The sequence below is a fragment of the Ideonella sp. genome, assembly GCF_041914305.1.
Classification (GTDB): Bacteria; Pseudomonadota; Gammaproteobacteria; order Burkholderiales; family Burkholderiaceae_C; genus Ideonella.
Genome location: NZ_JAYSDQ010000002.1, coordinates 266,800 through 291,858, shown reverse-complemented (window position 1 = coordinate 291,858; position 25,059 = coordinate 266,800). Strand labels below are relative to the sequence as shown.

The following is a 25,059-nucleotide window of genomic DNA, read 5'->3' as shown; positions in this document are numbered from 1 at the left end:
TGGTCAGAACTTCAGGCTGGCACCGAGGGTGAACGAGCGGCCGTAGGCGTTGTAGCTGTAGGGCAGGTCGCGCCGGCCCAGGTCGGTGCGCTCCTGGGCGTTCGTCAGGTTACGCCCCTCGAGCGTGAGCTTGAAACCGCCGGTGAACTCGTACGCGGCCTGCGCCGTGACCCAGGTGACCGCCTTGGCCTTGCTGGGCACGCCGAGCTCGGTGCCACTGGTCACGGTGTAGGGGCTGGTGTAGTCGGCCGACAGGTTCAGGCTGACCGGGCCCTTCTCGTAGATCAGCCCGAGCGACGAGCTGGCCGGGGCCACGCCTTCGAGTTCACCCACCAGTTCGCCATCGACCCACGAGCGAGTCTTGTTGTAGGTGTACTGCGCGCGGATGCCGAAGCCGTTGTCCATCAGGTGTTGCCAACCCAGCTCGAAGCCGAGCACGGTGGCCTTGTCGCCGTTGATCGGCGAGACGATCGTGAACAGGTGGCCGGGCACGCCGATGTCGACGTTCTCTTCGGCGGTCGCGGTGATGAAGTTCTTGATCTGCTTGGCGAATACCGCGCCGTTCAGCGCCGACTTGGGCGCGTAGTACCACTCGAGCGACAGGTCTTGCTGCCAGGCGGTGTAGGGCTTCAGGTGCGGGTCGCCCGAGATCCAGATCACGTCGGCGCCCCAGCTGGCGCCGTCGGTGCGGGTCGGGGCGAGCTGGTCGACGCTGGGCCGCGCGATCGTCTCGGCCACGCCCAGGCGCATCTGCAGCGTCTTGTTCAGGTGGTATAGAAAATTCGCCGCGGGCAGCGCCTTGGTGTAGCTGCCGCCCACATCGATCGGCACCGCCGGGCTGTACTCGACGAAGTAGGCACCGGTCGGGTCGTTGGGCGGCGGTGGCGTGATCGAGATGATCTGGTTGTACGCGCTCGACGACTGCGTGCGGGTGTGCACCAGCCGCACGCCGACATCGCCGCTCCATTGCTCGCCGGCCAGGTCGAGCTGCAGGTAGGCCGCGTCGGTCTTCTCTTTCACGCGGTAGCTTTGCACCGGGTTCAGCACCGGCAAGGTCTTGCGGTAGTCGAACACGCCACCGTTCGGGTTCGGCTGGCCGTCGAGCTTCTTCAGCGCGTCGAGGTAGGCCGGCACGTCGAATGCGACGAACGAGGTGGGAAAGCCGCTGCCCGCGCCCGGCATGAAGTTCGGCAGCGTGAACGAGCGCTGCGCCACATGCGCGCCCATCGATGCAAAGGTGGTCGACTCGCTGCCCGAGTACTGCACGCTGCCGTTGGTGAAGTCGTTTTCGAAGTAGTCGCGCTTCTTGGTGCGGTCGGTGCCCGCCCAGCCGAAGTGCAGCTGGTCGAAGATGCCCGAGTCGATGGCCCAGCGGCCACCGGCGCTGGCCCCGTTGATGGTGTCGTGCACATCGTCGCCGTGCAGGCCCACGTAGTGCGGGCCGAAGTTGGCATCGCCCAGCTGGCCCGCGGCCAGCGCGGTGGCCAGGTCGCGCCCGTCTTCGAGCTGCACGCGGATGTGGGGCAGCATCTGGCCGGTGTTGGCCCAGTAGCCGGTGGTGTGGCCGGCCAGTTGCGCGACCACATAGGTGTCCTTGCCGCCGCCCAGCCGCGTGGAGGTGGACTGGTAGGCATCGCCCGTCAGCACCAGGTCGGGCGTGGCCTGCCAGCTGCCGTTCCAGCCGAACTGCGTGGTGTCGACGACGCGGTCGGTGGTGATGTTGGCGATCTCGGGCACCAGGTCTTTCACCGTCATCGCGGTGACCACGCCGTTGGTCACCTGCATGTCGGACCAGCGGCCGTCGACCCAGTTCGGAAAGTAGGCCTGGTTGTAGCCGACCTGCGGCGAGTCGAGCCGGGTGTACAGGCCGTCGAGCACCATCTTCATGTCGGGGCTCGGCCGCCACTCGAAGGCGGCTGACACGGCCGTGCGCTTCTTGTCCTCCATGATCGAGCCGAAGGTCATGCAGCAGGTGCCGGCGAGGTCCAGGTCGGCGTCGCTCATCGTGCCGTCGCCGTTCAGGTCGATGCCGCGAAAGTAGGTGTAGCCGGCGTTGTCGGTGCGCACCTTGCGATGCGCCAGCACCGCGCCGATCAGCAGGCCCATGGTGTTGTCGGCGAAGGTGTCGCTGTAGACCGCCGACAGCTTGTTGCCGGACAGGCGCGACATCGTGTTGTAGTCGGTCTCGGCGCGCACCAGTGCATGCCGGCCGGGCTCGTCGAACGGGTGCGCCGAGCGCAGGTTGACCAGGCCGCCGATCGCGCCTTCGGTCAACGAGGCCTGGGCCGACTTGACCACGTCGGCGCCGCCGATCACGTCGGCCGGCAGCACGTCGAATGCGAAGTCGCGGCCGGCGTCGTCGGTGGCCAGGATGCGGTTGTTCAGCGTGACCAGGCTGTAGCCCGGCCCCAGGCCGCGCACGCTGACCTTCAGGCCCTCGCCGCCGGCGGTGCGGCTGATCGCGACACCGGTGATGTGGCTCAGCGAATCGGCCACGTTGTCGTCGGGGAAGCGGCCCAGCTCGGTGGCCGAGATCGAGTCTTGCACGCGGCTGGCGTTGCGCTTGAGCTCGAGCGATTTGGCCAGGCTGGCGCGGGTGCCGGTGACGACGATGCTTTCGACCGTGTCGGCCGGTTGGTCCGGCGTGGTCGTCGCGGTGTCTTGCGCCCACAGCGGCGAGGCGGCCACCGACAGGGCCGCGGCGGCCAGGGTGGTCAAGGCGAAACGATCGGCGGCGTGGCGGGGCAAGGGGTTCTCCTCCAGGGGGCTTCAGTGCACCTGTCCAAACGTCTGCACCGTTCGTGCGAAATGTAGATGTGCTTTCGTATGCTGTCGATAATGTCTTTTTCTTTCTTTCAAATTAAATTCGAAAGCCTTTCGAGGCGCAGTTTTTCGAAGGCGACGCCGCTCTCTGTGGGGCCTGACCCGCCCGCGCGCGGGTGGCCCGATGTGTGCAAAACGCTGAAGATTAGATTGCGCCGGTGGCCGGTGGCGGACCTAAGATGGCTGTTACGAAAAACCGGTGGTTTGGCGGGGTGCCGATGCGGTTGAAGCTGGTTCCAGTGGCGGTGGCGCTCGCCATCGCCTGCGCGCAGGCGATGGCAGGCCCGGTGCTGCGCGTGCTGGCGTGGCCGGGTTATGCCGAGCCCGAGGTGGTGCGCGAGTTCGAGACCAAGACCGGCGCCCGCGTCGAGCTGACGGTGATCGACTCCGACGAGTCGATGTGGCAAAAGCTCAGCGCGCACGACGGCGCCGATTTCGATGTGTTCGCGGTCAACACCGCCGAGCTGCAGCGCTACATCCAGGCCAAGCTGGTGCAGCCGGTGGACACCGACAAGATCCCCAACACCCTCACGCAGCTGCCGCGTTTTCGCCAGCGCGCCAGCATCGCCGGGCTGGTCCATGTGCAGGCGGGCGTGGCGCAGACCTACGCGATCCCGTTCACCTATTCCGAGATGGGGCTGATCTACGACCGGCGCCAGATCAGCGACCCGCCGGACTCGATCGCCGCGCTGTGGGACACCCGCTACCAGGGCAAGGTGATCGCCTACAGCGGCGGCACCCACAACTTCTCGCTAGCCGCGCAGATGCTGGGCGCCCCGTCACCATTTAAGATCGACACCGCGCTGTGGCCCCGCGCGGTCGACGCGCTGGTCGACCTGCGGCGCAACGTGCTGGGTTTCTACAACCAGCCCGACGAGTCGGTGCGCCTGTTCCAGCGCCACAAGGCGGCGCTGATGTACGCCAATTACGGCACCCAGCAACTGCACCTGCTGAAGGCCCAGGGGGTCGACGCGGGCTACGTGATCCCGCGCGAAGGGGCGCTGGCCTGGCTCGACTGCTGGGCCATCACCCGCCGGGCCCGCGACGCCACGCTGGCCCATGCCTGGATCGACCAGTTGCTGAGCGACCAGGCCGGCCGGCTGCTGGTGCAGCGCCAGGGCCTGGCCAGCACCACCACCGAGTCGGCGTCGAGCCGGCCCGAGGTGCGGCTGCTGTGGCTCGAGCCGGTTGAGGACGCCGGCCGGCGCGAGACCTTGTGGGCCCGCATCCGCTCGGGCGACCGCGCGTCGCGCGTGCTGGCGCCATGAGTCACCCACGGCCGCCCGCACAGCCCCGTTCCCTTTCGCAGAGGAAGAGGAGGGGGCACCCATGAAGCCGACCCTGGGCATCGCCCGCCGCCTGGCGCTGGCGCTGGCCTGCGTCGGCGTGCTGGCGGCCGGCCTGACCGGCTACTACGGCTACCTGGCCAGCCGCGCGATGCTGATCGCTGGCGCCGAGGAGCGCCTGAAGACGGCCACGCGGGTGCTGGTGCGGCAACTGGCGATCGGCCTGAACGGCACCGCGCGCGATGTGCGGCTGGTGGCCGATCACCCGCAGGCCGCGCGCCTGCTTGCCCGCGCCGACGCGGGCATGCAGGCCTTGAGCGAGAACAACGTGGGCCTGCTGTTTGAACGCATGCTGGCGACGCACCCCGAGTATTTCCAGATGCGGCTGATCGACGTGACCGACCACGGCCTGGAGCGCATCCGTGTCGACCGCGACGAAGGGGGCCTGGTGCGGGTGCGCGGCGACGACCTGCAGGAAAAAGGCCACTACCCGTATGTGTTCGAGACGCTGCGCCTGCCTGCCGGCGCGGTCTACGTGTCGCGCCCGGCGATCAACCACGAAGTGGGGGCCCACGCGGGCCAGGACAAGCCGGCGCTGCAGGTGGCCGCACCGGTGCACGACGCCAACGGCGTGGCGCGCGGCGTGGTCGTCATCAACGTCGACCTGAACGGCCTGTTCGCCCAGCTGGCGGCCGACCTGCCCACCGGCTTGCAGCTGTACCTGACCAATGCGGCCGGCGACTTCCTGATCCACCCCGACCCGAGCAAGGCTTTTGCCTTCGACCGCGGGCAGGTGTCGCGCCTGCAAGATGCCTTCCCCGCGGCGATGGCGATGACCATCGACGGCCCAGGCCGGCGGGACGAGCTGGTCACCACCGCCACACCCACCGGCGATGGCGCGGTGGTCGTCGCGTTCATGCGCCAGCCCTTGAGCGAGTTGCAGCGCGAGGACGAGTTCATCCTCGGCCTGGCGCAGCCGCTGGCGGCGGTGCTGAAAGACAGCGAGCAACTGGGCGTGGTCAGCGTGCGCATCGTGATCGCGTTCAGCGCGTTGGCGGTGCTGCTGGCGATCCTGCTGGCGCGCGCGCTGACGCGGCCGCTGGGCCAGATCGTCGACGCGGTGCAGCGCTTTGCCGAGGGCGCTTCGGGGGGCCACCTGCCGGCCGAGCGCAAGGACGAGATCGGCCTGCTCGCGCGCAGCATCGAGACAATGCAACAGCAGATCCGCGCCCAGTTCGCCAACCTGGAGCAGAAGCAAGGCGAGCTCGACCGGCTCGCCAGCCACGACAGCCTCACCGGGCTGCACAACCGGCGCTTCTTCCTCGACCGCCTGGACCATGCACTGGCCCATGCCAAGCGCACCGGTGGGCAGCTGGCGCTGCTGTTCATCGACCTCGACAACTTCAAGGTCATCAACGACGGGCTGGGGCACGCCGCCGGCGACTTCGTGCTGCGCACGCTGGGGCAGCGCCTGAAGGGGGTCGTGCGCGAGGTCGACACCGTCGCGCGCATGGGCGGCGACGAATTCATCATCCTGCTCGACGAGGTCGGCAGCGTCGATGGCCTGATGGTGGTGGCCAACAAGGTGCTCGACGTGCTGTCGCAGCCGATGCAGCGCGGCGACACCGAGCTCGCCCTGGGGGCCAGCATCGGCGTCAGCGTCTACCCGAGCGACGGCGAGACCGCGATCGAGCTCATCGCCGCGGCCGACCAGGCGATGTACCGCGCCAAGGCTGGCGGGCGGATGCGGGTCTGCCTGGCCAGCGAGCGCGGTGCGGGCGGCGAGGCGGGCGGTGTCGTGGCGGTGGTGAGCTGAAGGCGCCGGGGCGCAGGCGGTTCGGCCTGCGCGCCGGCCCTGGTCCCTTGTCTCAGCCGGTGTGCCAGCCCGGGCGGTAGCGAACACGGTCCAGCAGGGTCTGCGCGTCCTGCGCGGCTTGCAGTTCGCGCGTCAGGCGCTCCAGGTCTTTCAGCAGCGCCAGCATCAGGTCGGGGCCGCAGCGCTGGCGCAGGGTTTCATCCAGGGCCGCGCAACGCAGGCGCAGCGCGTCGGCCACGCAGCTGGGCAGCGAATGGCCGCGCTGACCGGTCTCGAGCGTGCGGGGCGCTGTCACGCACGCTGTCCGCAGTGGTGCCGGGTTCGCCGGCAAAAGCTCTGGGCTCGCAAGGGGCTCTCTCCTTCGGGGTGGCGGGAACGGGCACACTGCCGCCTGGCGTGCGGGGCGCACCGACGACACAAGCACTAGCCCAAGGGCAAAGGGCATGCCGTGCCCGGCACGGCGGTTGCCAAAGCCGCCGCTGGCCGTGCCGGCCCGCCAACGAAAGGAACAGGTCATGCAGCAAGCCGAGCCGAACCTGGATGCCGATCTGCCTGCCGATCTTTCGCCGGTGCTCGACTTTGTCGACAGCGGCTTGCACGCCCCGCACCCCTGGGGCGGCCTGAACGAAGCCTTCGACCTCGACGATCCGCCGTGGCTCAGCGACCCGTGGCAGAGCCTCAACGCGGACTATCGCCGCTGGCAGCAGGCGCGCTATCTGCAGCTGGCCGACGAGTTCCAGCGCCGCCGCTGACGCCAAGCGCCGGCCGCCACCGGCACGCCGTGCAGGCATTGCGCTTGCCGTGAACTGGCATCGGGCGCCATCTTCGGCGCCGCAAGGAGATGTCATGGCGAAGTACGGCGAGAAGGCCCATGAAAAGGTCGAGAAGGCGGTGCATGAATACAAGCACGGCGAGTTGAAGAGCAGCAGCGGCCGCAAGGTCACGAGCCGAAAGCAGGCGGTGGCGATCGGCTTGTCCGAAGCGCGCGCCGCGGGCGGCAAGGTGCCAGCGAAGAAATCGGGCCGTCAGCACTGATGGCCGGCCACCGCATGCCCATCGCCCTGCCCACGTGGGCCCGCACCTGTTGCGGCTTGTGCGGCGCGTTGCTCATCGCCTGCAGCAGCGCCGCGCCCACCTCGGCCGACCCCGGCTACGGCCCGAACCCGTCGCTGCCCAAGCCCGACAAGCAGCTGATCCCGACCGTCAACGTCGCCAAGGCCAGGGCCTGGCCCGCCGGCACCGCGCCGGTGGCCGCCTCAGGGCTGGCGGTGAAGGCACTGGCCACCGGCCTGACGCACCCGCGCTGGCTGCTGGTGCTGCCCAACGGCGACGTGCTGGTGGCCGAGACCAACGCCCCACCCAAGCCCGACGATGGCAAAGGCCTCAAGGGCATGGTGATGAAGGCCAAGATGAAAGAGGCCGGGGCCGGCACGCCCAGCCCCAACCGCATCACGCTGCTGCGCGATGCCGACGGCGACGGCGTGGCCGAAGTGCGCAGCGTGCTGCTGGAGAACCTCAACTCACCCTTCGGCATGGCGCTGGTGGGTGAACCGAAGAACGACGGGGCCTACAGCTTGTACGTGGCGTGCTCCGACGCGGTGATGCGCTTTCCGTACCACGCCGGCGACACCCGCATCAGCGCCGCCGGCAGCAAGCTGACCGACCTGCCGGCCGGCCCGATCAACCACCACTGGACCAAGGGCCTGATCGCCAACCCGGCCGGCACCAAGCTCTATGCCACCGTCGGCTCGAACAGCAACGTGGCCGAGCGCGGCATGGAGGTCGAAGAAGGCCGCGCCGCGATCTGGGAGATCGATGTGGCCAGCGGCCAGAAGCGCCTGTTCGCCACCGGCCTGCGCAACGCCAACGGCATGGGCTGGGAGCCGGGCAGCAAGACCTTGTGGACGGTGGTCAACGAGCGCGACGAGTTGGGCGACAACCTCGTGCCCGACTACCTGACCTCGGTGCGTGACGGTGCCTTCTATGGCTGGCCCTACAGCTACTACGGCGCGCATGTCGACGAGCGTGTGTCGCCGAAGCGGCCCGACCTGGTGGCGCGCGCCGTGTCGCCCGACTATGCGCTGGGCTCGCACACGGCGTCGCTGGGCTTGGCCTTCTCCGACGGCACGACGCTGCCCGCGGCCTATGCGCACGGTGTGTTCATCGGCCAGCACGGCTCGTGGAACCGCGAGCCGCGCAGCGGCTACAAGGTCGTCTTCGTGCCCTTCGACGGCCCGAAGCCGGCGGCCGGTGCGATGCCGGTCGATGTGTTGACCGGCTTCCTGAGCCCGCAAGGCGAAGCCTACGGTCGGCCGGTGGGGGTGGCGCTCGATGCCAAGGGCGCGCTGCTGGTGGCCGACGATGTGGGCAACGCCGTCTGGCGCGTCACCAACGCCACCGTGGCGCGCTGACGCCGTGGCCGCCGCGCCGACCGCCCAGCCCGGCGGTTCGGCGCTGCCGGTGTATGGCGCGATCGCGGCCAATGTCGCGATCGCGATCACCAAGTTCATCGTTGCCGGGGTCACCCGCAGCTCGGCCATGTGGTCCGAAGCGATCCATTCGACCGTCGACATCTGCAACGGCGTGCTGTTGCTCGTCGGGCTGCATCGCAGCCGCCGGCCCGCGTCGGCCGAGCACCCCTTCGGCCACGGCAAAGAGCTGTTCTTCTGGGGCCTGCTGGTGGCCGTGCTGATCTTCGGTGTCGGCGGCGGCGTGTCGTTCTACCAGGGCGTGCTGCACCTGCAGCACCCGGTGCCGGTGCGTGATGCGGGCTGGAGCTACCTGGTGCTGGCGATGGCGGCGTTGTTCGAGGGCGCCAGCTTCCTGGTCGCGCTGCGCCAGTTCCGCACGGCCAGTGGCTCGCTGCCGTTCTGGGCCGCCTTGCGGCGCAGCAAAGACCCGTCGACCTACACCGTGCTGGCCGAAGATGGCGCCGCGTTGCTGGGCCTGGCCCTGGCAGCGGCCGGCATCGCCGCCAGCCAGGCCACCGGCCGGCCCGAGTTCGACGGGGTCGCGTCGCTGTTGATCGGCCTGCTGTTGGCCGGCGTGGCGCTGCTGCTGATCGGCGAATCGCGCGGCCTGCTGGTCGGCGAGGGGCTGCAGCGCGAAACGGCCGCGGCGATCCGCGAGATGGCGGCCGCGCAGCCGGGTGTGCGGCGGGTCGGCCGGCCCTTGTCGATGTACGTCGGCGCCGAAGAGGTGCTGCTGGCGCTGGATGTCGAGTTTGCCGGGCCGGTGACCGCGCGCGAGATCGCCGCCACGGTGGACCGGCTGGAAGCGCAGATCCGCGAGCGCTACCCGCGCGTGCGGCGGATCTACATCGAGACGCGGGTGCTGGCCTGACCGCAGCGGGCGGCGGCGAAATCTGTCGGCAAAGCTTACCGGCGGCAGGCAACTCTTCCCTCCGGGCGCGGCTTGCTTCGGGGGGCCGAATGAGCGGTGCTCGACCCGGCTGGCAGCCTGCGTGCCCGGCAGCCGCCGGGTGCGGCGCTTCTCGGGTTTGCCCCGAGCATCGATGGCACGGAAGCTGCACCTCGCGCTCCTACGGCTGTCGCCCTGCATGGACGCCGTACAACCAGGAGGGTGCCGATGAGCGCCATGGAAACACCGGTCAAGCTCGAGCCCGTGCACGAGCTGCACACCTTGCTGACCGCCTTGATCGCCTTGCGTGATGGCGATGCCAGCGTGCGCCTTCCGCACCATTGGTCGGGGGTGGCCGGCCGGGTGGCCGATGCGTTCAACGACGTGGTCGAGCAGAACGCCAACATGGCCCAGGAACTGGCCCGCCTGCGCCAGGTGGTGGGCAAGCAGGGCAAGCTGAAGCAACGCGCATCGCTGCGTGCGTCGCGTGGCTTCTGGGGTGAGTCGATCGACCACATCAACTCGCTGATCGACGACCTCGTGCACCCGACCTCCGAGGTGGCCCGCGTGATCGGCGCGGTGGCGCAAGGCGATCTCTCCAAGAGCATGGCGCTGGAGGTCGATGGCCGGCCGCTGGAAGGCGAGTTCCTGCACACCGCGCAGACCATCAACAAGATGGTCGACCAGCTCGGCAACTTCTCGGCCGAGGTCACCCGCGTGGCGCGCGAGGTGGGCACCGAAGGCAAGCTGGGCGGCCAGGCGACCGTGAAGGGCGTGGCCGGCACCTGGAAAGACCTGACCGACTCGGTCAACTCGATGGCCGGCAACCTGACTGCCCAGGTGCGCAACATCGCCGACGTGACCACCGCGGTAGCCAAGGGCGACCTGAGCAAGAAGATCGAGGTCGACGTCAAGGGCGAGTTCCTGACCTTGAAAAACACCATCAACACGATGGTCGACCAGCTGCGTTCGTTCGCGTCCGAGGTGACGCGGGTGGCGCGCGAGGTGGGCACCGAGGGCTCGTTGGGCGGGCAGGCGCGCGTCGAGGGCGTGTCGGGCACGTGGAAAGACCTGACCGACTCGGTCAACTCGATGGCCGGCAACCTGACGGCGCAGGTGCGCAACATCGCCGACGTGACCAAGGCGGTGGCGGCCGGTGACCTGAGCAAGAAGATCACGGTCGACGTGAAGGGCGAGATCCTGGAGCTGAAGAACACCGTCAACACGATGGTGGACCAGCTGCGAAGCTTCGCTGCCGAAGTCACCCGCGTCGCGCGCGAGGTGGGCACCGAAGGCAAGCTCGGTGGCCAGGCGGCGGTGGAAGGCGTGGCCGGCACCTGGAAAGACCTGACCGAGTCGGTCAACTTCATGGCCGGCAACCTGACGAGCCAGGTGCGCAACATCGCCGAGGTGACCACCGCGGTGGCCGCCGGTGACCTGAGCAAGAAGATCACGGTCGACGTGAAGGGTGAGATCCTCGAGCTGAAGAACACCATCAACACGATGGTGGACCAGCTGCGCTCGTTCGCGGCCGAGGTCACGCGTGTGGCGCGCGAGGTGGGCACCGAAGGCAAGCTGGGTGGCCAGGCCGAGGTGCAGGGCGTGGCCGGCACCTGGAAGGACCTGACCGATTCCGTCAACTCGATGGCCGGCAACCTGACCGACCAGGTGCGCAACATCGCCGACGTGACCAAGGCCGTGCAGGCCGGTGACCTGAGCAAGAAGATCACGGTGGACGTGAAGGGCGAGATCCTGGAGCTGAAGTCGACCATCAACACGATGGTCGACCAGCTGTCGTCGTTCGCCGCCGAGGTGACGCGCGTGGCGCGCGAGGTGGGCACCGAAGGCCGGCTGGGTGGCCAGGCCGAGGTCAAGGGCGTGTCGGGCACCTGGAAAGACCTGACCGACTCGGTCAACTCGATGGCCGGCAACCTGACCTCGCAGGTGCGCAACATCGCCGACGTGACCAAGGCCGTGGCGGCCGGTGACCTGAGCAAGAAGATCACCGTCGACGTGAAGGGCGAGATCCTGGAGCTGAAGGCCACGATCAACACGATGGTGGACCAGCTGCGCTCGTTCGCGGCCGAGGTGACGCGTGTCGCGCGCGAAGTGGGCACCGAAGGCAAGCTGGGCGGCCAGGCGGCGGTGGAAGGCGTGGCCGGCACCTGGAAAGACCTGACCGAGTCGGTCAACTTCATGGCCGGCAACCTGACGAGCCAGGTGCGCAACATCGCCGAGGTGACCACCGCGGTGGCCGCCGGTGACCTGAGCAAGAAGATCACGGTCGACGTGAAGGGCGAGATCTCGGAGCTGAAGAACACCATCAACACGATGGTCGACCAGCTCTCGTCGTTCGCGGCCGAGGTGACCCGCGTGGCACGCGAGGTGGGCACCGAAGGCAAGCTCGGTGGCCAGGCCGACGTGCAGGGCGTGGCCGGCACCTGGAAAGACCTGACCGAGTCGGTCAACTCGATGGCCTCGAACCTGACCTCGCAGGTGCGCAACATCGCCGACGTGACCAAGGCCGTGGCGGCCGGTGACCTGAGCAAGAAGATCACGGTCGACGTGAAGGGCGAGATCCTGGAGCTGAAGAACACCGTCAACACGATGGTGGACCAGCTGCGAAGCTTCGCTGCCGAAGTCACCCGCGTCGCGCGCGAGGTGGGCACCGAAGGCAAGCTCGGTGGCCAGGCGGCGGTGGAAGGCGTGGCCGGCACCTGGAAAGACCTGACCGAGTCGGTCAACTTCATGGCTGGCAACCTGACGAGCCAGGTGCGCAACATCGCCGAGGTGACCACGGCCGTGGCGGCCGGTGATCTGAGCAAGAAGATCACCGTCGACGTGAAAGGCGAGATCTCGGAGCTGAAGAACACCATCAACACGATGGTCGACCAGCTGCGCTCGTTCGCGGCCGAGGTGACCCGCGTGGCACGCGAGGTGGGCACCGAAGGCAAGCTCGGTGGCCAGGCCGATGTGCAGGGCGTGGCCGGCACCTGGAAAGACCTGACCGACTCGGTCAACCTGATGGCGTCGAACCTGACCAGCCAGGTGCGCAACATCGCCGACGTGACCAAGGCCGTGCAGGCCGGTGACCTGAGCAAGAAGATCACGGTCGACGTGAAGGGCGAGATCCTGGAGCTGAAGGCCACGATCAACACGATGGTCGACCAGCTGTCGTCGTTCGCCGCCGAGGTGACCCGCGTGGCGCGCGAGGTGGGCACCGAAGGCCGGCTGGGCGGCCAGGCCCAGGTCAAGGGCGTGTCGGGCACCTGGAAAGACCTGACCGACAACGTGAATTTCATGGCCGGCAACCTGACGAGCCAGGTGCGCGGCATCGCCAAGGTGGTGACGGCGGTGGCCAACGGCGACCTGAAGCGCAAGCTGACGGTGGAGGCCGAGGGCGAGATCGCCGCGCTGGCCGAGACCATCAACTCGATGATCGACACGCTGGCGACCTTTGCCGACCAGGTGACCACGGTGGCGCGCGAGGTGGGCGTCGAGGGCAAGCTGGGCGGCCAGGCCAAGGTGCCGGGCGCCGCGGGCACCTGGAAGGGCCTGACCGAGAACGTGAACGAGCTCGCCGCCAACCTGACCACGCAGGTGCGGGCGATCGCCGAAGTGGCCACCGCGGTGACGCAGGGCGACCTGGCGCGCTCGATCACGGTCGAGTCGCAGGGCGAGGTGGCGGCCCTGAAGGACACCATCAACGAGATGATCCGCAACCTGAAGGACACCACGCAGAAGAACACCGAGCAGGACTGGCTGAAGACCAACCTGGCCAAGTTCAGCCGCATGCTGCAGGGCCAGAAAGACCTGGTCACGGTGGGCCAGCTGATTCTTTCGGAGCTCGCGCCGGTGGTCGGCGCGCAGCAGGCCGAGTTCTACGTGATGAGCGCGAGCGTCGAGCTGCCGCAGCTGAAGCTGCTGGCCAGTTATGCCAGCGGCGGGCAGAGCGCCCACGGCAAGCTGGTCGACCTGGGCCAGGGGCTGGTGGGCCAGTGCGCGATCGACAAGCGCAAGATCCTGCTGACCAACACGCCGAGCGAGGCGTTCCGCATCGCGTCGGGCCTGAGCGAGCACGCGGCGATGGACGTGCTGGTGCTGCCGGTGGTCTTCGAGGGCCAGGTGCGTGGGGTGCTGGAGCTCGCGTCGCTGGAGCACTTCAACCCGGTGCACGAGGCCTTCCTCGACCAGCTGACCGAATCGATCGGCATCGTGATCAACACGATCGAGGCCAACACCCGCACCGAAGACCTGCTGAAGCAATCGCAATCGCTGGCGGCCGAGCTGGGCAGCCGGCAAGAAGAGCTGCAGCAGACCAACCAGGAGCTGCAGGACAAAGCGCGCCTGCTGGCCCACCAGAACCAGGAGGTCGAGCGCAAGAACGCCGAGGTCGAGCAGGCCCGCCAGGCGCTGGAAGAAAAAGCCGAGCAGCTGGCGCTGACCTCGAAATACAAGAGCGAGTTCCTGGCCAACATGTCACACGAGCTGCGCACGCCGCTGAACTCGCTGCTGATCCTGTCGGACCAGCTGTGCAAGAACCCCGACGGCAACCTGAGCCCGAAGCAGGTCGAGTTCTCGAAGACCATCCACGCCTCGGGCAACGACCTGCTGATGCTGATCAACGACATCCTCGACCTGTCGAAGATCGAATCGGGCACGGTGGCGGTGGATGTGAGCGAGCTGCGCATCGACGAGCTGCACCGCTCGATCGAGCGGGGCTTCCGCCACTTTGCCGAGTCCAAGCATGTCGACTTCGTCGTGCAGCTCGAGCCGCCGCTGCCCAAGAGCCTGGTGACCGACGTGAAGCGGCTGCAGCAGATCATCAAGAACCTGCTGTCCAACGCGTTCAAGTTCACCCATGTCGGCCAGGTGACCTTCAGCATCGCGCAGGCCACCAGCGGCTGGTCGCCCGAGAACGAAGAGCTCAACCGCGCCGCGCAGGTGATCGCGTTCTCGGTGGCCGACACCGGCATCGGCATCTCGCCCGACAAGCAGCAGATCATCTTCGAGGCTTTCCAGCAGGCCGATGGCTCGACCAGCCGCAAATATGGCGGCACCGGCCTGGGCCTGGCGATCAGCCGCGAACTCTCGCGCCTGCTCGGCGGCGAGATCCGCCTGGTCAGTGCGCCGGGGCAGGGTAGCGTGTTCACGCTCTACCTGCCGCAAAGCTACAACCCGAGCCGCACCACGCGCCACGGCCGGCCTGCCCCGGCCGAGGCGGCCGGCGACGCATCGCCCGCAACCCGGCTGGAGGCCCCGCCGCCGCGCGCGCCGGCGCCGCAGCGGGTGGCGCGCGCGCCGCAGCCCGAGCCCGACCCGCTCGACACGGTGGCGCCGGTGCTGTTTGCGAACCAGGCTGACGACGACCGTGACGACATCGGCGCCGGCGACCGCGTGATCCTGATCGTCGAGAACGAGCTCGGCTTCGCCAAGGTGATGCTCGAATCGGCGCGCGCCAGCGGCTTCAAGGGCCTGGTGACCGGCACCGGTGCCAGCGCGCTGACGATGACACGCGAGTACCACCCGAGCGTGATCACGCTCGACATCCACCTGCCCGACATGGAGGGCTGGCGCATCCTCGACCGGTTGAAGGCCGACACGGCGACGCGCCACATCCCGATCTGCGTGGTGTCGACCGACGACGCGCGCGACCGCGCGCTGCAGTCCGGCGCGATCGGCTTCCTGTCCAAGCCGCTGCAATCGGCCGACGAGGCCAAGGCCGCGATCGACGAGTTGCTCAACTACGTCGAGCGGCCGGTCAAGCGGCTGGCGGTGGTGATGCCGCCATCGCCGATGCGCGACCAGTTGGTCGATGACCTCGAAGCCGACGTGCAGCCGCTGCTCGCCGACGATGCGGCGCAAGCCCGCCACCTGCTGATGGGGGCCGACTGCGTGCTGGTCGACGACACGGTGGCCGACTTCGGGCCCGAGGACATCCTCGACGCGGTGGCCGAGCGGCACAGCGTGTGCCAACTGCCGGTGGTGCTGTACCGCCAGCGCCGCTCGGAGACCTCGCCCTGGAGCCGCAGCCCCGGCGGCTATGGCCAGCGCGAGGCCGATTCGGCCAAGGGCTTGCGGGGCCACATCGCCTTCTGGCTGCACCGCGGGCCGGGGCTGTTGTCGGAGCAGGAAGGGCGCGAGATCGAGCAGGACCTGGCCGCGCAGAACGGGCTGAAAGGCAAGAAGGCGCTGATCGTCGACGACGACATGCGCAACATCTTTGCCCTGGCCACCGTGCTGGACGAGGTCGGCATGATCATCGTTTCGGCCGACAACGGCCGCGAGGCCATCCGCCTGGTCGAGGCCGACCCCGAGATCGACATCGTGCTGATGGACATCATGATGCCGGAGATGGACGGCATCGCCACGATGCAGCAGATCCGCAAGCTGCCGCGCGGGCGCGAGCTGCCGATGGTGGCGGTGACCGCGAAGGCGATGAAGGGCGACCGGCAGAAGTGCATCGAGGCGGGGGCCTGGGACTACCTGTCCAAGCCGGTCGACCCGATGAACCTGCTGGCGGTGCTGCGGGGCTGGTTGTGCAGATGAGGCCCCCACGGCCCCTGCCGGGGCCTGCCCCCATGGGGGCTCGCGCAGCGGACCGGCAAAGCCGGATCCGCGCACGCCACTGGATGGGCGGCGGCGCTTCGCGCGCCTGGAATGCAGCAAGAGGCGAGTGCGGTGATGGACAGCGCTGATCGAGCCAACATCCTGGTGGTCGACGACCTGCAGGAAAAGCTGCTGGTGTTCAAGACCGTCCTGGAGGACCTGGACCAGAACATGATCTTCGTCCGCTCGGGCACCGACGCGCTGCGCGAGGTGCTCAAGCACGAGTTCGCGGTGATCCTGCTCGATGTCAACATGCCCGACATCGACGGCTTCGAGACCGCGGCGCTGATCCGCCGGCACCGGCGCTCGGCCCACACGCCGATCATCTTCATCACCTCGTACGCCGACGAGCTGCAGACCGCGCGCGGCTACTCGCTGGGCGCGGTCGACTACATCCTGTCGCCGGTGGTGCCCGAGATCCTGCGCTCGAAGGTGCGGGTGTTCGTCGAGCTGCACGTGCTGCAAAAGCGCATCGCCCGCCAGGCCGACGAGCGCGTGGCGCTGGCCGCATCGGCCGCCGCGCTGCAGGTGGCCGAGGAGTCGACGCGCCGCTCGGCCTACCTGTCCGAGCTGAGCCATTCGCTGTCGGGCGTGCTCGATGTGTCGACCGGCCTGCACAAGCTGATGGCGCTGGCCGTGCCGGCCCTGTGCGACGCGGCGGCGGTGGTGCTGGTCGACGAGCGCATGCGGGTGCAGCACGCGGTGCGCCGGCGCGACGGCGCCAGCCGCACGGTCGACGTGGACCCCGACGGCCTGACGCTGGCCGAGCTGGAGGCGCTGAACGACGGCCTGCCGGCGGCCGGCGACCCCGCCGCCGCCGGCACGGTGGTGCGCGGTGCGCTGCGGGTGGTGCCGCTGTGCCACGGCGACCGGGTGCTCGGTGCGATGCTGCTGCAGGGCCCGTTGACGCCGCTGGGCGATGCGCTGCTGGACGAAGTGGCCATGCGGGCGGCGATCGTCTTCGCGGCGGCGCGCCTGCACCAGAGCCTGCAGCTCGAGATCGCCGAGCGGCGCCAGGCCGAGGCGCGGCTCGAAGAGGCCAGCCGACGCAAGGACGAGTTCCTCGCGATGCTGTCGCACGAGTTGCGCAACCCGCTGGCGCCGATCCGCAACGCGGTCGAGGTGATCCGCCGCAAGGCGCCCAACGACACCACGCTCAAGTGGGCCACCGACATCACCGACCGCCAGGTGCGCCAGCTGACGCGCCTGGTCGACGAGTTGCTGGACGTGGCGCGCATCAGCCAGGGCAAGATCGTGCTGCAGCCCACGGTGCTCGACCTGGGCGCGCTGGTGGCCGAATGCGTCGAGGCGCAGCGCCCGTTCATCAGCGCGCGCCGGCAACTGCTGACGCTGGCGCTGCCGGCGGCGCCGGTGTCGGTGCAGGGCGACGGGGCCCGCATCCAGCAGGTGGTCAGCAACCTGCTCAGCAATGCGATCAAGTACACGCAAGACGACGGCAGCCTGCACGTCGCCGTGGCGGTCGATGAAGAAGGGCGGGCGGTCATCAGCGTGCGCGACAACGGCATGGGCATCGAGGCCGATCTGCTGCCGCGCGTGTTCGACCTGTTCGAGCAAGGTCACCGTGCGCTCGACCGCAGCCAGGGTGGCCTGGGCATCGGGCTGACGCTCGTGCAGTTGCTGGTCAAGCTGCATGGCGGCCGTGTGGAAGCGCTGAGCGCCGGGCCCGGCAAGGGGGCCGAGTTTCGGGTCTACCTGCCGGTGCACAGCCAGCCGACCGACGCGGCGGCGCAGGGTGAGCCAGCGCAGGCCCTGCCGGCGCCGGGCCGCCGCATCTTGGTGGTGGAAGACAACGCCGACGTGGCCGACACCACCGCCGCGATGCTGACGCTGTCGGGCCACGAGGTGCGCACCGCCCACGACGGCATCGAGGCCTTGGCGATGGTCGAAGACTTCGCGCCCGACATCGTGTTGCTGGACATCGGGCTGCCGATGATGGACGGCTACGAGGTCGCGCGCCGCATGCGCCAGCTGCCCGCCACGCGGCACAAGCTGCTGGTGGCCTTGACCGGCTATGGCCAGGCCGGTGACCGCCAACGCGGCCGCGACGCGGGCTTCGACGAGCATCTGCTGAAGCCGGTCGACCCGGCCGTGCTGGACGCGCTGATCGCACGCGACCTGCCCGACCTGCCGTCCGCGCCGGCGCCCGCACCGGCCGAAACAGGCGGCACGGCGGCGGCAGGCAAGGCCACCTTGTATGCCTTTCGCCGCCCCTGATGCGGCCGGCCGAGACGCTGCGCCCGAGGGCGGCAGCAATCGGTAAACCTGACCGCTTGCTGGCAATTCTTCTCACGCGCTGACCAAGCCGGCCGCAGGGTCTTGGGCGGTCGGTCGGCGCGTTCGAAACAGTCGTCAGCGATCGCGGCAGTTGGCGTGCCCGTGCAGCCCGGTGAACAGGCTGTTTGGGGGGCTGTTTCGCTTACAGGCGTGACTTGATGCAACAGCGCGCCGATCCGGCATGAAGCATGCAACGAAGGCGTTATTCACCGTCAACCTGATCGACGAGACACGGCATGCTTTCCATCCAGCGACACACCGAACAACGCCAGCAGCAAGCCCTGTCACCGCGCCTGCAACGCGCCGTGTGGCTGCTGCAACTGTCATCCACCGACTTCGCACACGAAGTGCAGTCGGTGTTGGGCCGCAACCCCTTTCTCGAAGGCGAGGAAGGCGAGGGCAGCGAGCCTGGCGCCGCGGCCGACAGCGAGCGCATCGAGCCCGACCACGCGGCCAGCAACGCCGACGGATTCGGCAGCGATGGCTTCGAGGGCGGCAATGGCTTCGATGGCCTGGACGGCCTCGACGGCTCACAAATCATCTCGGCGCCAGACCTGCCATTGCCCGATGGTGTCGACGCTTCAGCGGCCGAGACCGCGGAGGCCCTTCTCGACGCCGTCAGCAATGACTCGTGGCATGGCGACGGCCTCACCCGGCTGCGCCGCGCCGAAGACGGCGACATCAGCGCGCTCGATCTGATGGCCGCCGAGCTGACCCTGGCCGCGCAGCTGCATTCGCAGCTCGACCTGCTGTCGCTGCCCGAGCGCGACGCGGCGCTGGCACGCGCCATCGTCGAATCGCTCGACGACGACGGCTACCTGCGCGTGTCGCTCGACGAGATCGTCGACCTCACCGACATGACGCCACCCGCCACGCTGCAAGAGGTGAAGATCGCGCTGTGCCGCGTGCAGTCGTTGGAGCCGGCGGGCGTGGGCGCCCGCAACGTGGCCGAATGCCTGACCTTGCAGCTGCAGGCGGTCGAGTGCCCCGAGATGCGCGCGCTGGCTCGCACCATCGTCAACGAGCACATGGAATCGCTGGCGCGGCACGACGTGGCCAAGCTCGCGCGCACGCTCCACCAGCCGCAGTCGCAGATCGAGGCGGTGTGCGAGCGCATCCGCCGGCTCGACCCGCGGCCGGGCTGGCGCTGCGGCCCGGCGCAGGTGCAGTACGTGGTGCCCGACGTGATCGTGCGCAAGGTGCGCGGCCAGTGGGCCGTGCAGCTCAACAGCGCGGTGGTGCCGCGGGTGCGCATGAACCGCGTCTACGCCGAGCTGTTCCAGCGCCATCGCCGGGCCAACGACCAGGCCCTGGCCGACCATCTGAAGGAAGCGCGTTGGACGCTGCGCAACGTCGAGCAGCGCTTTGCCACCATCGTGCAGGTGGCCGAGGCGATTGTCGAGCGCCAGCACCGTTTTCTCGACCACGGCCCGATGGCGATGCGCCCGCTCGGCCTGCGCGAGATCGCCGATGCGCTGGGGCTGCACGAGTCGACCGTCTCGCGGGTCACCAACAATAAATTCATGATGACGCCGATGGGCGTGTTCGAGTTGAAGTATTTCTTCTCGCGCGCACTGACCACCGAGAGCGGCAAGACCTGCTCGGGCACTGCCTTGCGCAGCCTGATCAAGGACATGATCGAAGCCGAGTCGCCCGACGCGCCCCTGTCCGATGCCGACATCGCGCGCCAGCTGGCGCAGCAGGGCGTGCGGCTCGCCCGGCGCACGGTCACCAAGTACCGCCAGCTGCTGCGCATCGACCCGATCGAGCGCCGCCGCGGCAGGGCCTGAGGCGCCGCGTTGCGCGTGCGCTGCGCAGGCACGGGCACAACGGTTGCTTCAGACCCGGGCAGGAGCCCTTGATGCAAGCACCGAGCCGAGACCTCGCCACGCAGCTGCAAGGCCTGCGGCAGCAGGCCCATGAGGACGCGGCCCGCGACATTGCCATCGTTCGCGCCTGGCACCCCGGGCTGCGGGGCGACGCATCGTCGCGCGAGCTGGCGGATTGGCTGTTCGCGGCAGCGCAGGTGTTGACGTTTGCCGAGTGCGCGCGCCCGTGGCCAGTGTCCTGTCCCACAGATAACTGTCATTGCGACGGGCCGCAATGGGGATGATCGCGAGGCGCCGAGCCAGGCAGATACCAGGCGGTATCTGCCTGGCTTGGCAACGCTGCGAGCGCCCCGGCTTCGGCCCGCCAGAAATGCCGAAAGTGGGTTCGACCAGATGGCGCGCTCGCGCGCCCGGCCACCAGGGCAGATACGCTGGGTATCTGCCCAGCCGTCCGGACGCACCATCATCGCCATCTGGTCGAATCTCAATGGCAGTTATTTGTGGGACAGGACACTAGCTGGTTCGTGATCGTCGGTCTGCTGCTGATCCTGATCGGCCTGACCGACACCTGGCGCCGCGACATGCCGGTGTGCGCCGCGGCGCTGTACCTCGTGGTCGGCCACCTGCTCGGGCCCGAGGTCTTCGGCTTTCTCGACCTCGACCTGCGCCGCGACGCGGCGCTGCTGGAGCACCTGACCGAAGCCGCGGTGCTGGTGTCGATCTTCGCCGTTGGCTTGCGGCTGCGCGTGCCGCCGCGAGACAGGCTGTGGCGCGTGCCGCTGATGATGGCCACCATCACGATGCTGGTCACGATCGCGCTGCTGTTCGGCGCGGGCTGGGCGATGGGGCTGGCGCTGGGGCCTGCGCTGCTGCTGGCCGCGGCGCTGGCGCCGACCGACCCGGTGCTCGCGTCCGACGTGCAGGTCGAGCATGCGCTCGACCGCGACCGCCTGCGCTTCAGCCTCACCGCCGAAGCCGGCCTGAACGACGGCACCGCGGCACCGTTCGTGATGCTGGCGCTCGGCCTGATGGGGTTGCACACGCTGGGCCCTTCCGGGGCGCTGTGGTGGCAGCGTGACGTGCTGTGGCCCACGCTGGGCGGCCTGCTGCTCGGCGGTGGGTTGGGCTTCGCCTTCAGTCGACTGGTGGTGTGGCTGCGGCGCGAGCGCGAGCAGGCGCTGGGCATGGAGAGCTTCCTGACGCTGGGCCTGATCGCGCTGACCTACGGCCTGGCGCTGCTGCTGGCGGTGTACGGCTTCCTGGCGGTGTTCGCGGCCGGGCTGGCAGTGCGCCAGGTCGAGCGGCAGGACAGCCCCGACGATGCCCAGGCATTGCAAGAGGTGGCGCGCCTCGGGCCCGAGGCAGCGGCCCACCCGCAGCAAGCCAGCGCCTACATGGCCAAGGCGGTGCTCGACTTCACGCTCGACATCGAGAAGCTGGCCGAGATGGTGGTGATGATCGTCGTCGGCACCTTGATCAGCGACGACGCGTTCACGCCGCTGAGCATCGGCATCGCGCTCTTTGTGTGCTTCGTCGCGCGGCCGCTGGCGGTGATGGCGACGACGCCCGGCATGGCGCTGACCGCGTCGCAGCGGCGCCTGGCGGCGTGGTTTGGTATCCGCGGTGTCGGCTCGATGTACTACCTGGCCTTCGCGGTGGCGCAAGGCGCCGACGGCCCGCAGATGAAGCTGGTGGCCGATGCGGTGTTGGTCACCATCGCGCTGTCGGTGCTGATGCACGGCTCGTCGGCCACGCCGATCATGCGGCTGTATCGGCGCACGCGCCGCGGCCCCCGCCCCGTCGAAGACGCCGGCTGACGAGCGGCCCGCCGGCGGCGCGTGGCACGGCGCTTGCCGCCCTGGGCATCATGCCCGTGCCCATCACCCCCAACCCCGAACTGCCGCAGCACCCGCCTGCGCCGCCCGAGCCATCGCGCCGCCACATCGAAGACCCCGACCCGTGGTTGCCGCCGGTGCCGGTGCAAGACCCGCCGGCGCAGCCCCAGCCGACGCAGATGGTGTGTCGCCAACTGCTGCGCGCCAACCCCTTCGGCAGCGTGTACCTGTGAAGCCGCCCACCGCCCCCTCATCGGCCGGCGAGTTGTCGTTCGCCGTGACCGGCCTGAAGGCGCTGGCCTGCGTGGCGGTGTGCTGCCTGAGCCTCAGCGTCGGCGTGTTGGCGCAGGGCCCGGCGGCCGACGCGCCGCCGACCGCACTGACCACGCTGGACCAGAAGTTCGTGCGCACGGCGGCGGCCGATGGCCTGCTCGAAGTCGAACTGAGCCGCCTGGCGCAGGCGCGCGCCAGCGGCGGCGAGATCAAGCGCCTGGCCGAGCGCCTGGTGCAAAACCACGGGCAACTCAACGCGGGCCTGCAAGGCATTGCCGCGGCGCGCGGCGTGGCGTGGCCGAGCCACCTGGGCCGCGAACGCCAGGCCGTGCTCGACCAGCTGGCGCGCCTGACCGGTGACGAGTTCGACCAGGCCTATGGCAAGCAGCTGGTGGCCGACCATCAGCGCGCCGTGGCGAGCTTTGACCAGCAGGCCCTGACCGGCCGCGACGCCGAGCTGAAAGCCTGGGCTTCGGCCGCGTTGCCGATGCTGCGCGAGCACCTGCAGGCCGCCCGCGCATTGGGCCCGAACGTCACGCTGGGTCGTTAGTTCACCGTTCGCCCGCAAGGTTTGCCGAAAAGGACACCGCATGTTGCTGCAGCTTCACGTGACACCGCCGCCACCGGACACGGTGCCGCCGCCTCCACCGCCTGAGATGCCGGCCACGCCGGGTGATCTGCCGATGGAGGTGCCGCAGCCCGAGCCAGCACCGCCGGCGGGCTGCAGCCGCTAAAGCAACGTCGAAATCAGCGTCGTCCAGGGCGAGCGGCCTGCGCTCGCCCTGGGCTGAGCGCCAGGTCAGGACGCCGCGGCGCGCGCGGTGTCGCGCAGGCTGCGCACCTGGGCGTGGTTGCGCTTGACGCCTTCGTACTGGCGCTGGATCACCAGCAGCGCCTCCGGCGGCAGCGGCTCTTGCAGCGCCTGGCGATAGCGCTCGAGCGCCGTGTCTTCACCGCGCTCGCACTCTTCGAGCATCGCGAGATCGCTGTAGCCGGTCAACGTGCCCTTCACGGCGACCCAGCCGCGGTGCATGGCACCGGTGGCGGTGCCGCCGTCGTCGGGCTTGCCGCCGTTCTGCTGGATCAGCGCCTGCAGCTCGGACGCGGCCTGGCGGCACTCGTCGGCGCGCGCGTTGAACACGCTGCGCAGGCTCTCGCTCTTGACGTGCTCAGCGCAGCTGCGAAAGCCGTACTCGCCGTCTTTGCAGGTCGAGACGAGGTGGTTCAGGGTATCGATCAGGTCGGAATGTTCCATGATGGCCTTTCTGGTGTGGCGAGGGTGGTTTGTCAGGCGCCCCGAGGGGCGTCCGCCGCTTGATCGGCACGCCGCATGCCCGCGGTGGCGTCACGCCGCCACCTCATCCGGGCATGTCGATTGCTGCCCGATGGGTGATGACTGCCCAACGCCCTCTGGCTCAAGACGAGCGCGCCGATCGGCCACCGGCCGCAGACGTGCCAGCGCCTGCGCCGCTGCCGGTGCCACGCCGGCGCGTCGACCCGTCGATCGCACCCGCCGATCTCAGCGAAGAGTCGGTCGCGGGTGAAGAAGACCCGGGCGCCGCACTCGATACCCCGTAGCCCACCCACTGCGCCACCGCGCGAACGGACCCCCCAATGAAAGTCGCCATCCTCGTCGGCAGCCTGCGGGCCGAATCGTTCAACCTGCAGCTGGCCCGCGCGCTGGCCCGCATGGGCCCGCAAGACTGGGTCTACCAGCACATCGCCATCGGCGACCTCCCGCTGTACAACCAGGACCACGACGCGGCGCCACCCGAGCAGGCCAGGCGCCTGAAGCAGGAGATCGAAGCCGCCGACGCGCTGCTGTTCGTGACGCCTGAATACAACCGGTCGATCCCCGGCGTGCTGAAGAACGCGATCGACACCGCGTCGCGCCCTTACGGCAAGAACTCGTTCGCCGGCAAGCCGGCCGGGGTCATCGGCACCTCGATCGGCGCGATCGGTACGGCGATGGCACAGCAGCACCTGCGCAACGTGCTGGCCTACCTGGACGTGCCGACGCTGAACCAGCCCGAGGCCTTCGTGCACTACCGCGAAGGCCTGATCACGCAGGCCGGCGACGTCACTGACGACAAGACCCGCGCCTTCCTGCAGCACTGGATGGACGCGTACCGCGCGTTCGTGGATGTGCACGGCGGCGCGAAGCAGGCCGCGAGCCGCGCCTGAGGCCGGTGGCCCCCGACAGCCTCATTCGCATCGACGCGGTTTTTTCCTACAGGCAGACGCTCCGGCGGAGGACCCGCAAGCCCAGGCGCGAAGCCTAGAGTCGGTTGCACCGGGCAGTCCTCCGGTCCAGCGGAACCCGCTTCCAGCCACCCCATGGGGGTACACACACAGCAAGGAGTTACACATGTCCAAGAAGTCACTGATCACCGCCGTCTCCACCGCCGCCATGGTGGCCACCCTGGGCTTCGCCTATGCGCAAAGCTCGGACGAAGGCGCCTACCCGAACGCGAACATCAACGGCGCCGTCGACAACTCGGTGCCCAAGCACTGGGCGCACGACAGCGTGACCGACAACAACCCGTACGAGACCGCCGCCCCCACGGCCGCCGGCCCGGCCACCACGATGCCCGCCGACACCACCACCTCGTCGGCCTCCACGTCGTCGACCGCCACGCCGCCGAGCACCGATGCGAACAGCCCGTGGGCCGCTGACACGACCAGCACGCCGCCCGCATCGACCAGCACGCCGCCGGCCAGCAGCTACGACACAACCAGCGGCACCACGCCGGCCAACACCACGGACGCCGTCAACCAGAGCAACGGCAGCCCGTCGACCAGCACTGCGCCGGCCGAGACCCACATCGACCTGAACTCGCCCAACGACCCGATCTACAACATGGGCAAGAACAACAGCGCCGACACCGAACGCACCCCGCGCCCGGACCGCAACTGATACCGCCCGCTGAGGT

General features: G+C 69.1%; 20 protein-coding genes. 17 read left to right on the top strand and 3 right to left on the bottom strand.

Features of this window, described 5'->3' with window-relative positions; all coding sequences use genetic code 11:
- Positions 1-3: 3 nt before the first annotated feature.
- Positions 4-2,748: a TonB-dependent receptor gene (locus tag ACE3SG_RS04050; RefSeq protein WP_374562715.1), complete on the bottom strand. Its 2,745-nt coding sequence runs from the start codon at positions 2,746-2,748 to the stop codon at positions 4-6.
- A gap of 293 nt (positions 2,749-3,041) precedes the next feature.
- Here ACE3SG_RS04050 and ACE3SG_RS04045 point away from each other — a divergent pair, with 293 nt between their 5' ends.
- A complete protein-coding gene (locus ACE3SG_RS04045) occupies positions 3,042-4,091 on the top strand; it encodes an extracellular solute-binding protein (RefSeq protein WP_374562714.1) in 1,050 nt (349 codons plus the stop codon).
- 61 nt (positions 4,092-4,152) lie between these two features.
- Entirely contained in the window at positions 4,153-5,925 is a 1,773-nt protein-coding gene (locus tag ACE3SG_RS04040; RefSeq protein ID WP_374562712.1) for a diguanylate cyclase domain-containing protein, read from the top strand.
- Positions 5,926-5,977: 52 nt separating this feature from the next.
- Here the strand turns inward: ACE3SG_RS04040 and ACE3SG_RS04035 are convergent, their stop codons facing one another.
- Positions 5,978-6,220, bottom strand: coding sequence for a hypothetical protein (locus ACE3SG_RS04035; protein ID WP_374562711.1), 243 nt, complete (start codon positions 6,218-6,220; stop codon positions 5,978-5,980).
- A gap of 220 nt (positions 6,221-6,440) precedes the next feature.
- Between ACE3SG_RS04035 and ACE3SG_RS04030 the strand changes: the two genes are divergently transcribed.
- The 12 genes from ACE3SG_RS04030 (at position 6,441) to ACE3SG_RS03975 (ending at position 22,860) form a co-directional block, all read left to right on the top strand.
- Positions 6,441-6,677, top strand: coding sequence for a hypothetical protein (locus tag ACE3SG_RS04030; RefSeq protein ID WP_374562710.1), 237 nt, complete (start codon positions 6,441-6,443; stop codon positions 6,675-6,677).
- Positions 6,678-6,771: 94 nt separating this feature from the next.
- Positions 6,772-6,960 (top strand): DUF6496 domain-containing protein, encoded by a 189-nt coding sequence (locus ACE3SG_RS04025; RefSeq protein WP_374562708.1) that lies wholly within the window; start codon positions 6,772-6,774, stop codon positions 6,958-6,960.
- Between the two features lie 14 nt (positions 6,961-6,974).
- Complete coding sequence (locus ACE3SG_RS04020; RefSeq protein ID WP_374562707.1) at positions 6,975-8,336, top strand: sorbosone dehydrogenase family protein; 1,362 nt, start codon at positions 6,975-6,977, stop codon at positions 8,334-8,336.
- 4 nt (positions 8,337-8,340) lie between these two features.
- A complete protein-coding gene (locus tag ACE3SG_RS04015) occupies positions 8,341-9,267 on the top strand; it encodes a cation diffusion facilitator family transporter (RefSeq protein WP_374562706.1) in 927 nt (308 codons plus the stop codon).
- A gap of 246 nt (positions 9,268-9,513) precedes the next feature.
- Entirely contained in the window at positions 9,514-15,834 is a 6,321-nt protein-coding gene (locus ACE3SG_RS04010; protein ID WP_374562705.1) for a HAMP domain-containing protein, read from the top strand.
- A 135-nt stretch (positions 15,835-15,969) separates the two neighbouring features.
- Complete coding sequence (locus tag ACE3SG_RS04005) at positions 15,970-18,129, top strand: response regulator (RefSeq protein WP_374562704.1); 2,160 nt, start codon at positions 15,970-15,972, stop codon at positions 18,127-18,129.
- Between the two features lie 296 nt (positions 18,130-18,425).
- The gene (rpoN, locus tag ACE3SG_RS04000) at positions 18,426-19,979 is read left to right on the top strand and encodes an RNA polymerase factor sigma-54 (RefSeq protein WP_374562702.1); all 1,554 of its coding nucleotides are present in this window, start codon (positions 18,426-18,428) and stop codon (positions 19,977-19,979) included.
- A gap of 71 nt (positions 19,980-20,050) precedes the next feature.
- Entirely contained in the window at positions 20,051-20,302 is a 252-nt protein-coding gene (locus ACE3SG_RS03995) for a hypothetical protein (protein ID WP_374562701.1), read from the top strand.
- Between the two features lie 240 nt (positions 20,303-20,542).
- Entirely contained in the window at positions 20,543-21,835 is a 1,293-nt protein-coding gene (locus tag ACE3SG_RS03990; RefSeq protein WP_374562700.1) for a cation:proton antiporter, read from the top strand.
- A 50-nt stretch (positions 21,836-21,885) separates the two neighbouring features.
- Positions 21,886-22,086 carry a hypothetical protein gene (locus ACE3SG_RS03985; protein WP_374562699.1) on the top strand — a complete coding sequence of 67 codons (201 nt, stop codon included), beginning with the start codon at positions 21,886-21,888 and terminating at the stop codon, positions 22,084-22,086.
- On the top strand, positions 22,083-22,676 hold the full coding sequence (locus tag ACE3SG_RS03980) for a DUF4142 domain-containing protein (protein ID WP_374562698.1): 594 nt from the start codon (positions 22,083-22,085) through the stop codon (positions 22,674-22,676). Before ACE3SG_RS03985 ends, ACE3SG_RS03980 begins: the two co-directional genes overlap by 4 nt.
- Before the next feature lie 40 nt (positions 22,677-22,716).
- The gene (locus tag ACE3SG_RS03975) at positions 22,717-22,860 is read left to right on the top strand and encodes a hypothetical protein (protein WP_374562697.1); all 144 of its coding nucleotides are present in this window, start codon (positions 22,717-22,719) and stop codon (positions 22,858-22,860) included.
- Positions 22,861-22,925: 65 nt separating this feature from the next.
- On the opposite strand, the gene ACE3SG_RS03970 is transcribed toward ACE3SG_RS03975, so the two are convergent.
- Complete coding sequence (locus ACE3SG_RS03970) at positions 22,926-23,381, bottom strand: PA2169 family four-helix-bundle protein (RefSeq protein WP_374562696.1); 456 nt, start codon at positions 23,379-23,381, stop codon at positions 22,926-22,928.
- A gap of 137 nt (positions 23,382-23,518) precedes the next feature.
- Here ACE3SG_RS03970 and ACE3SG_RS03965 point away from each other — a divergent pair, with 137 nt between their 5' ends.
- The 3 genes from ACE3SG_RS03965 (at position 23,519) to ACE3SG_RS03955 (ending at position 25,043) form a co-directional block, all read left to right on the top strand.
- Positions 23,519-23,704, top strand: coding sequence for a hypothetical protein (locus ACE3SG_RS03965; RefSeq protein WP_374562695.1), 186 nt, complete (start codon positions 23,519-23,521; stop codon positions 23,702-23,704).
- Positions 23,705-23,740: 36 nt separating this feature from the next.
- The gene (locus ACE3SG_RS03960) at positions 23,741-24,310 is read left to right on the top strand and encodes an NADPH-dependent FMN reductase (RefSeq protein WP_374562694.1); all 570 of its coding nucleotides are present in this window, start codon (positions 23,741-23,743) and stop codon (positions 24,308-24,310) included.
- A 184-nt stretch (positions 24,311-24,494) separates the two neighbouring features.
- Positions 24,495-25,043, top strand: a complete 549-nt coding sequence (locus tag ACE3SG_RS03955) for a hypothetical protein (RefSeq protein ID WP_374562693.1) — start codon at positions 24,495-24,497, stop codon at positions 25,041-25,043.
- The last annotated feature ends 16 nt before the right edge of the window (positions 25,044-25,059 follow it).

Coding starts and splice junctions, on each gene's coding strand:
- rpoN (WP_374562702.1), top strand. CDS start 18,426: ATGCTTTCCATCCAGCGACACACCGAACAACGCCAGCAGCAAGCCCTG.
- ACE3SG_RS04040 (WP_374562712.1), top strand. CDS start 4,153: ATGAAGCCGACCCTGGGCATCGCCCGCCGCCTGGCGCTGGCGCTGGCC.
- ACE3SG_RS03985 (WP_374562699.1), top strand. CDS start 21,886: ATGCCCGTGCCCATCACCCCCAACCCCGAACTGCCGCAGCACCCGCCT.
- ACE3SG_RS04045 (WP_374562714.1), top strand. CDS start 3,042: ATGCGGTTGAAGCTGGTTCCAGTGGCGGTGGCGCTCGCCATCGCCTGC.
- ACE3SG_RS04005 (WP_374562704.1), top strand. CDS start 15,970: ATGGACAGCGCTGATCGAGCCAACATCCTGGTGGTCGACGACCTGCAG.
- ACE3SG_RS03955 (WP_374562693.1), top strand. CDS start 24,495: ATGTCCAAGAAGTCACTGATCACCGCCGTCTCCACCGCCGCCATGGTG.
- ACE3SG_RS04020 (WP_374562707.1), top strand. CDS start 6,975: ATGCCCATCGCCCTGCCCACGTGGGCCCGCACCTGTTGCGGCTTGTGC.
- ACE3SG_RS04030 (WP_374562710.1), top strand. CDS start 6,441: ATGCAGCAAGCCGAGCCGAACCTGGATGCCGATCTGCCTGCCGATCTT.
- ACE3SG_RS03970 (WP_374562696.1), bottom strand. CDS start 23,381: ATGGAACATTCCGACCTGATCGATACCCTGAACCACCTCGTCTCGACC.
- ACE3SG_RS04010 (WP_374562705.1), top strand. CDS start 9,514: ATGAGCGCCATGGAAACACCGGTCAAGCTCGAGCCCGTGCACGAGCTG.
- ACE3SG_RS04025 (WP_374562708.1), top strand. CDS start 6,772: ATGGCGAAGTACGGCGAGAAGGCCCATGAAAAGGTCGAGAAGGCGGTG.
- ACE3SG_RS03975 (WP_374562697.1), top strand. CDS start 22,717: ATGTTGCTGCAGCTTCACGTGACACCGCCGCCACCGGACACGGTGCCG.
- ACE3SG_RS03995 (WP_374562701.1), top strand. CDS start 20,051: ATGCAAGCACCGAGCCGAGACCTCGCCACGCAGCTGCAAGGCCTGCGG.
- ACE3SG_RS03960 (WP_374562694.1), top strand. CDS start 23,741: ATGAAAGTCGCCATCCTCGTCGGCAGCCTGCGGGCCGAATCGTTCAAC.
- ACE3SG_RS03965 (WP_374562695.1), top strand. CDS start 23,519: ATGACTGCCCAACGCCCTCTGGCTCAAGACGAGCGCGCCGATCGGCCA.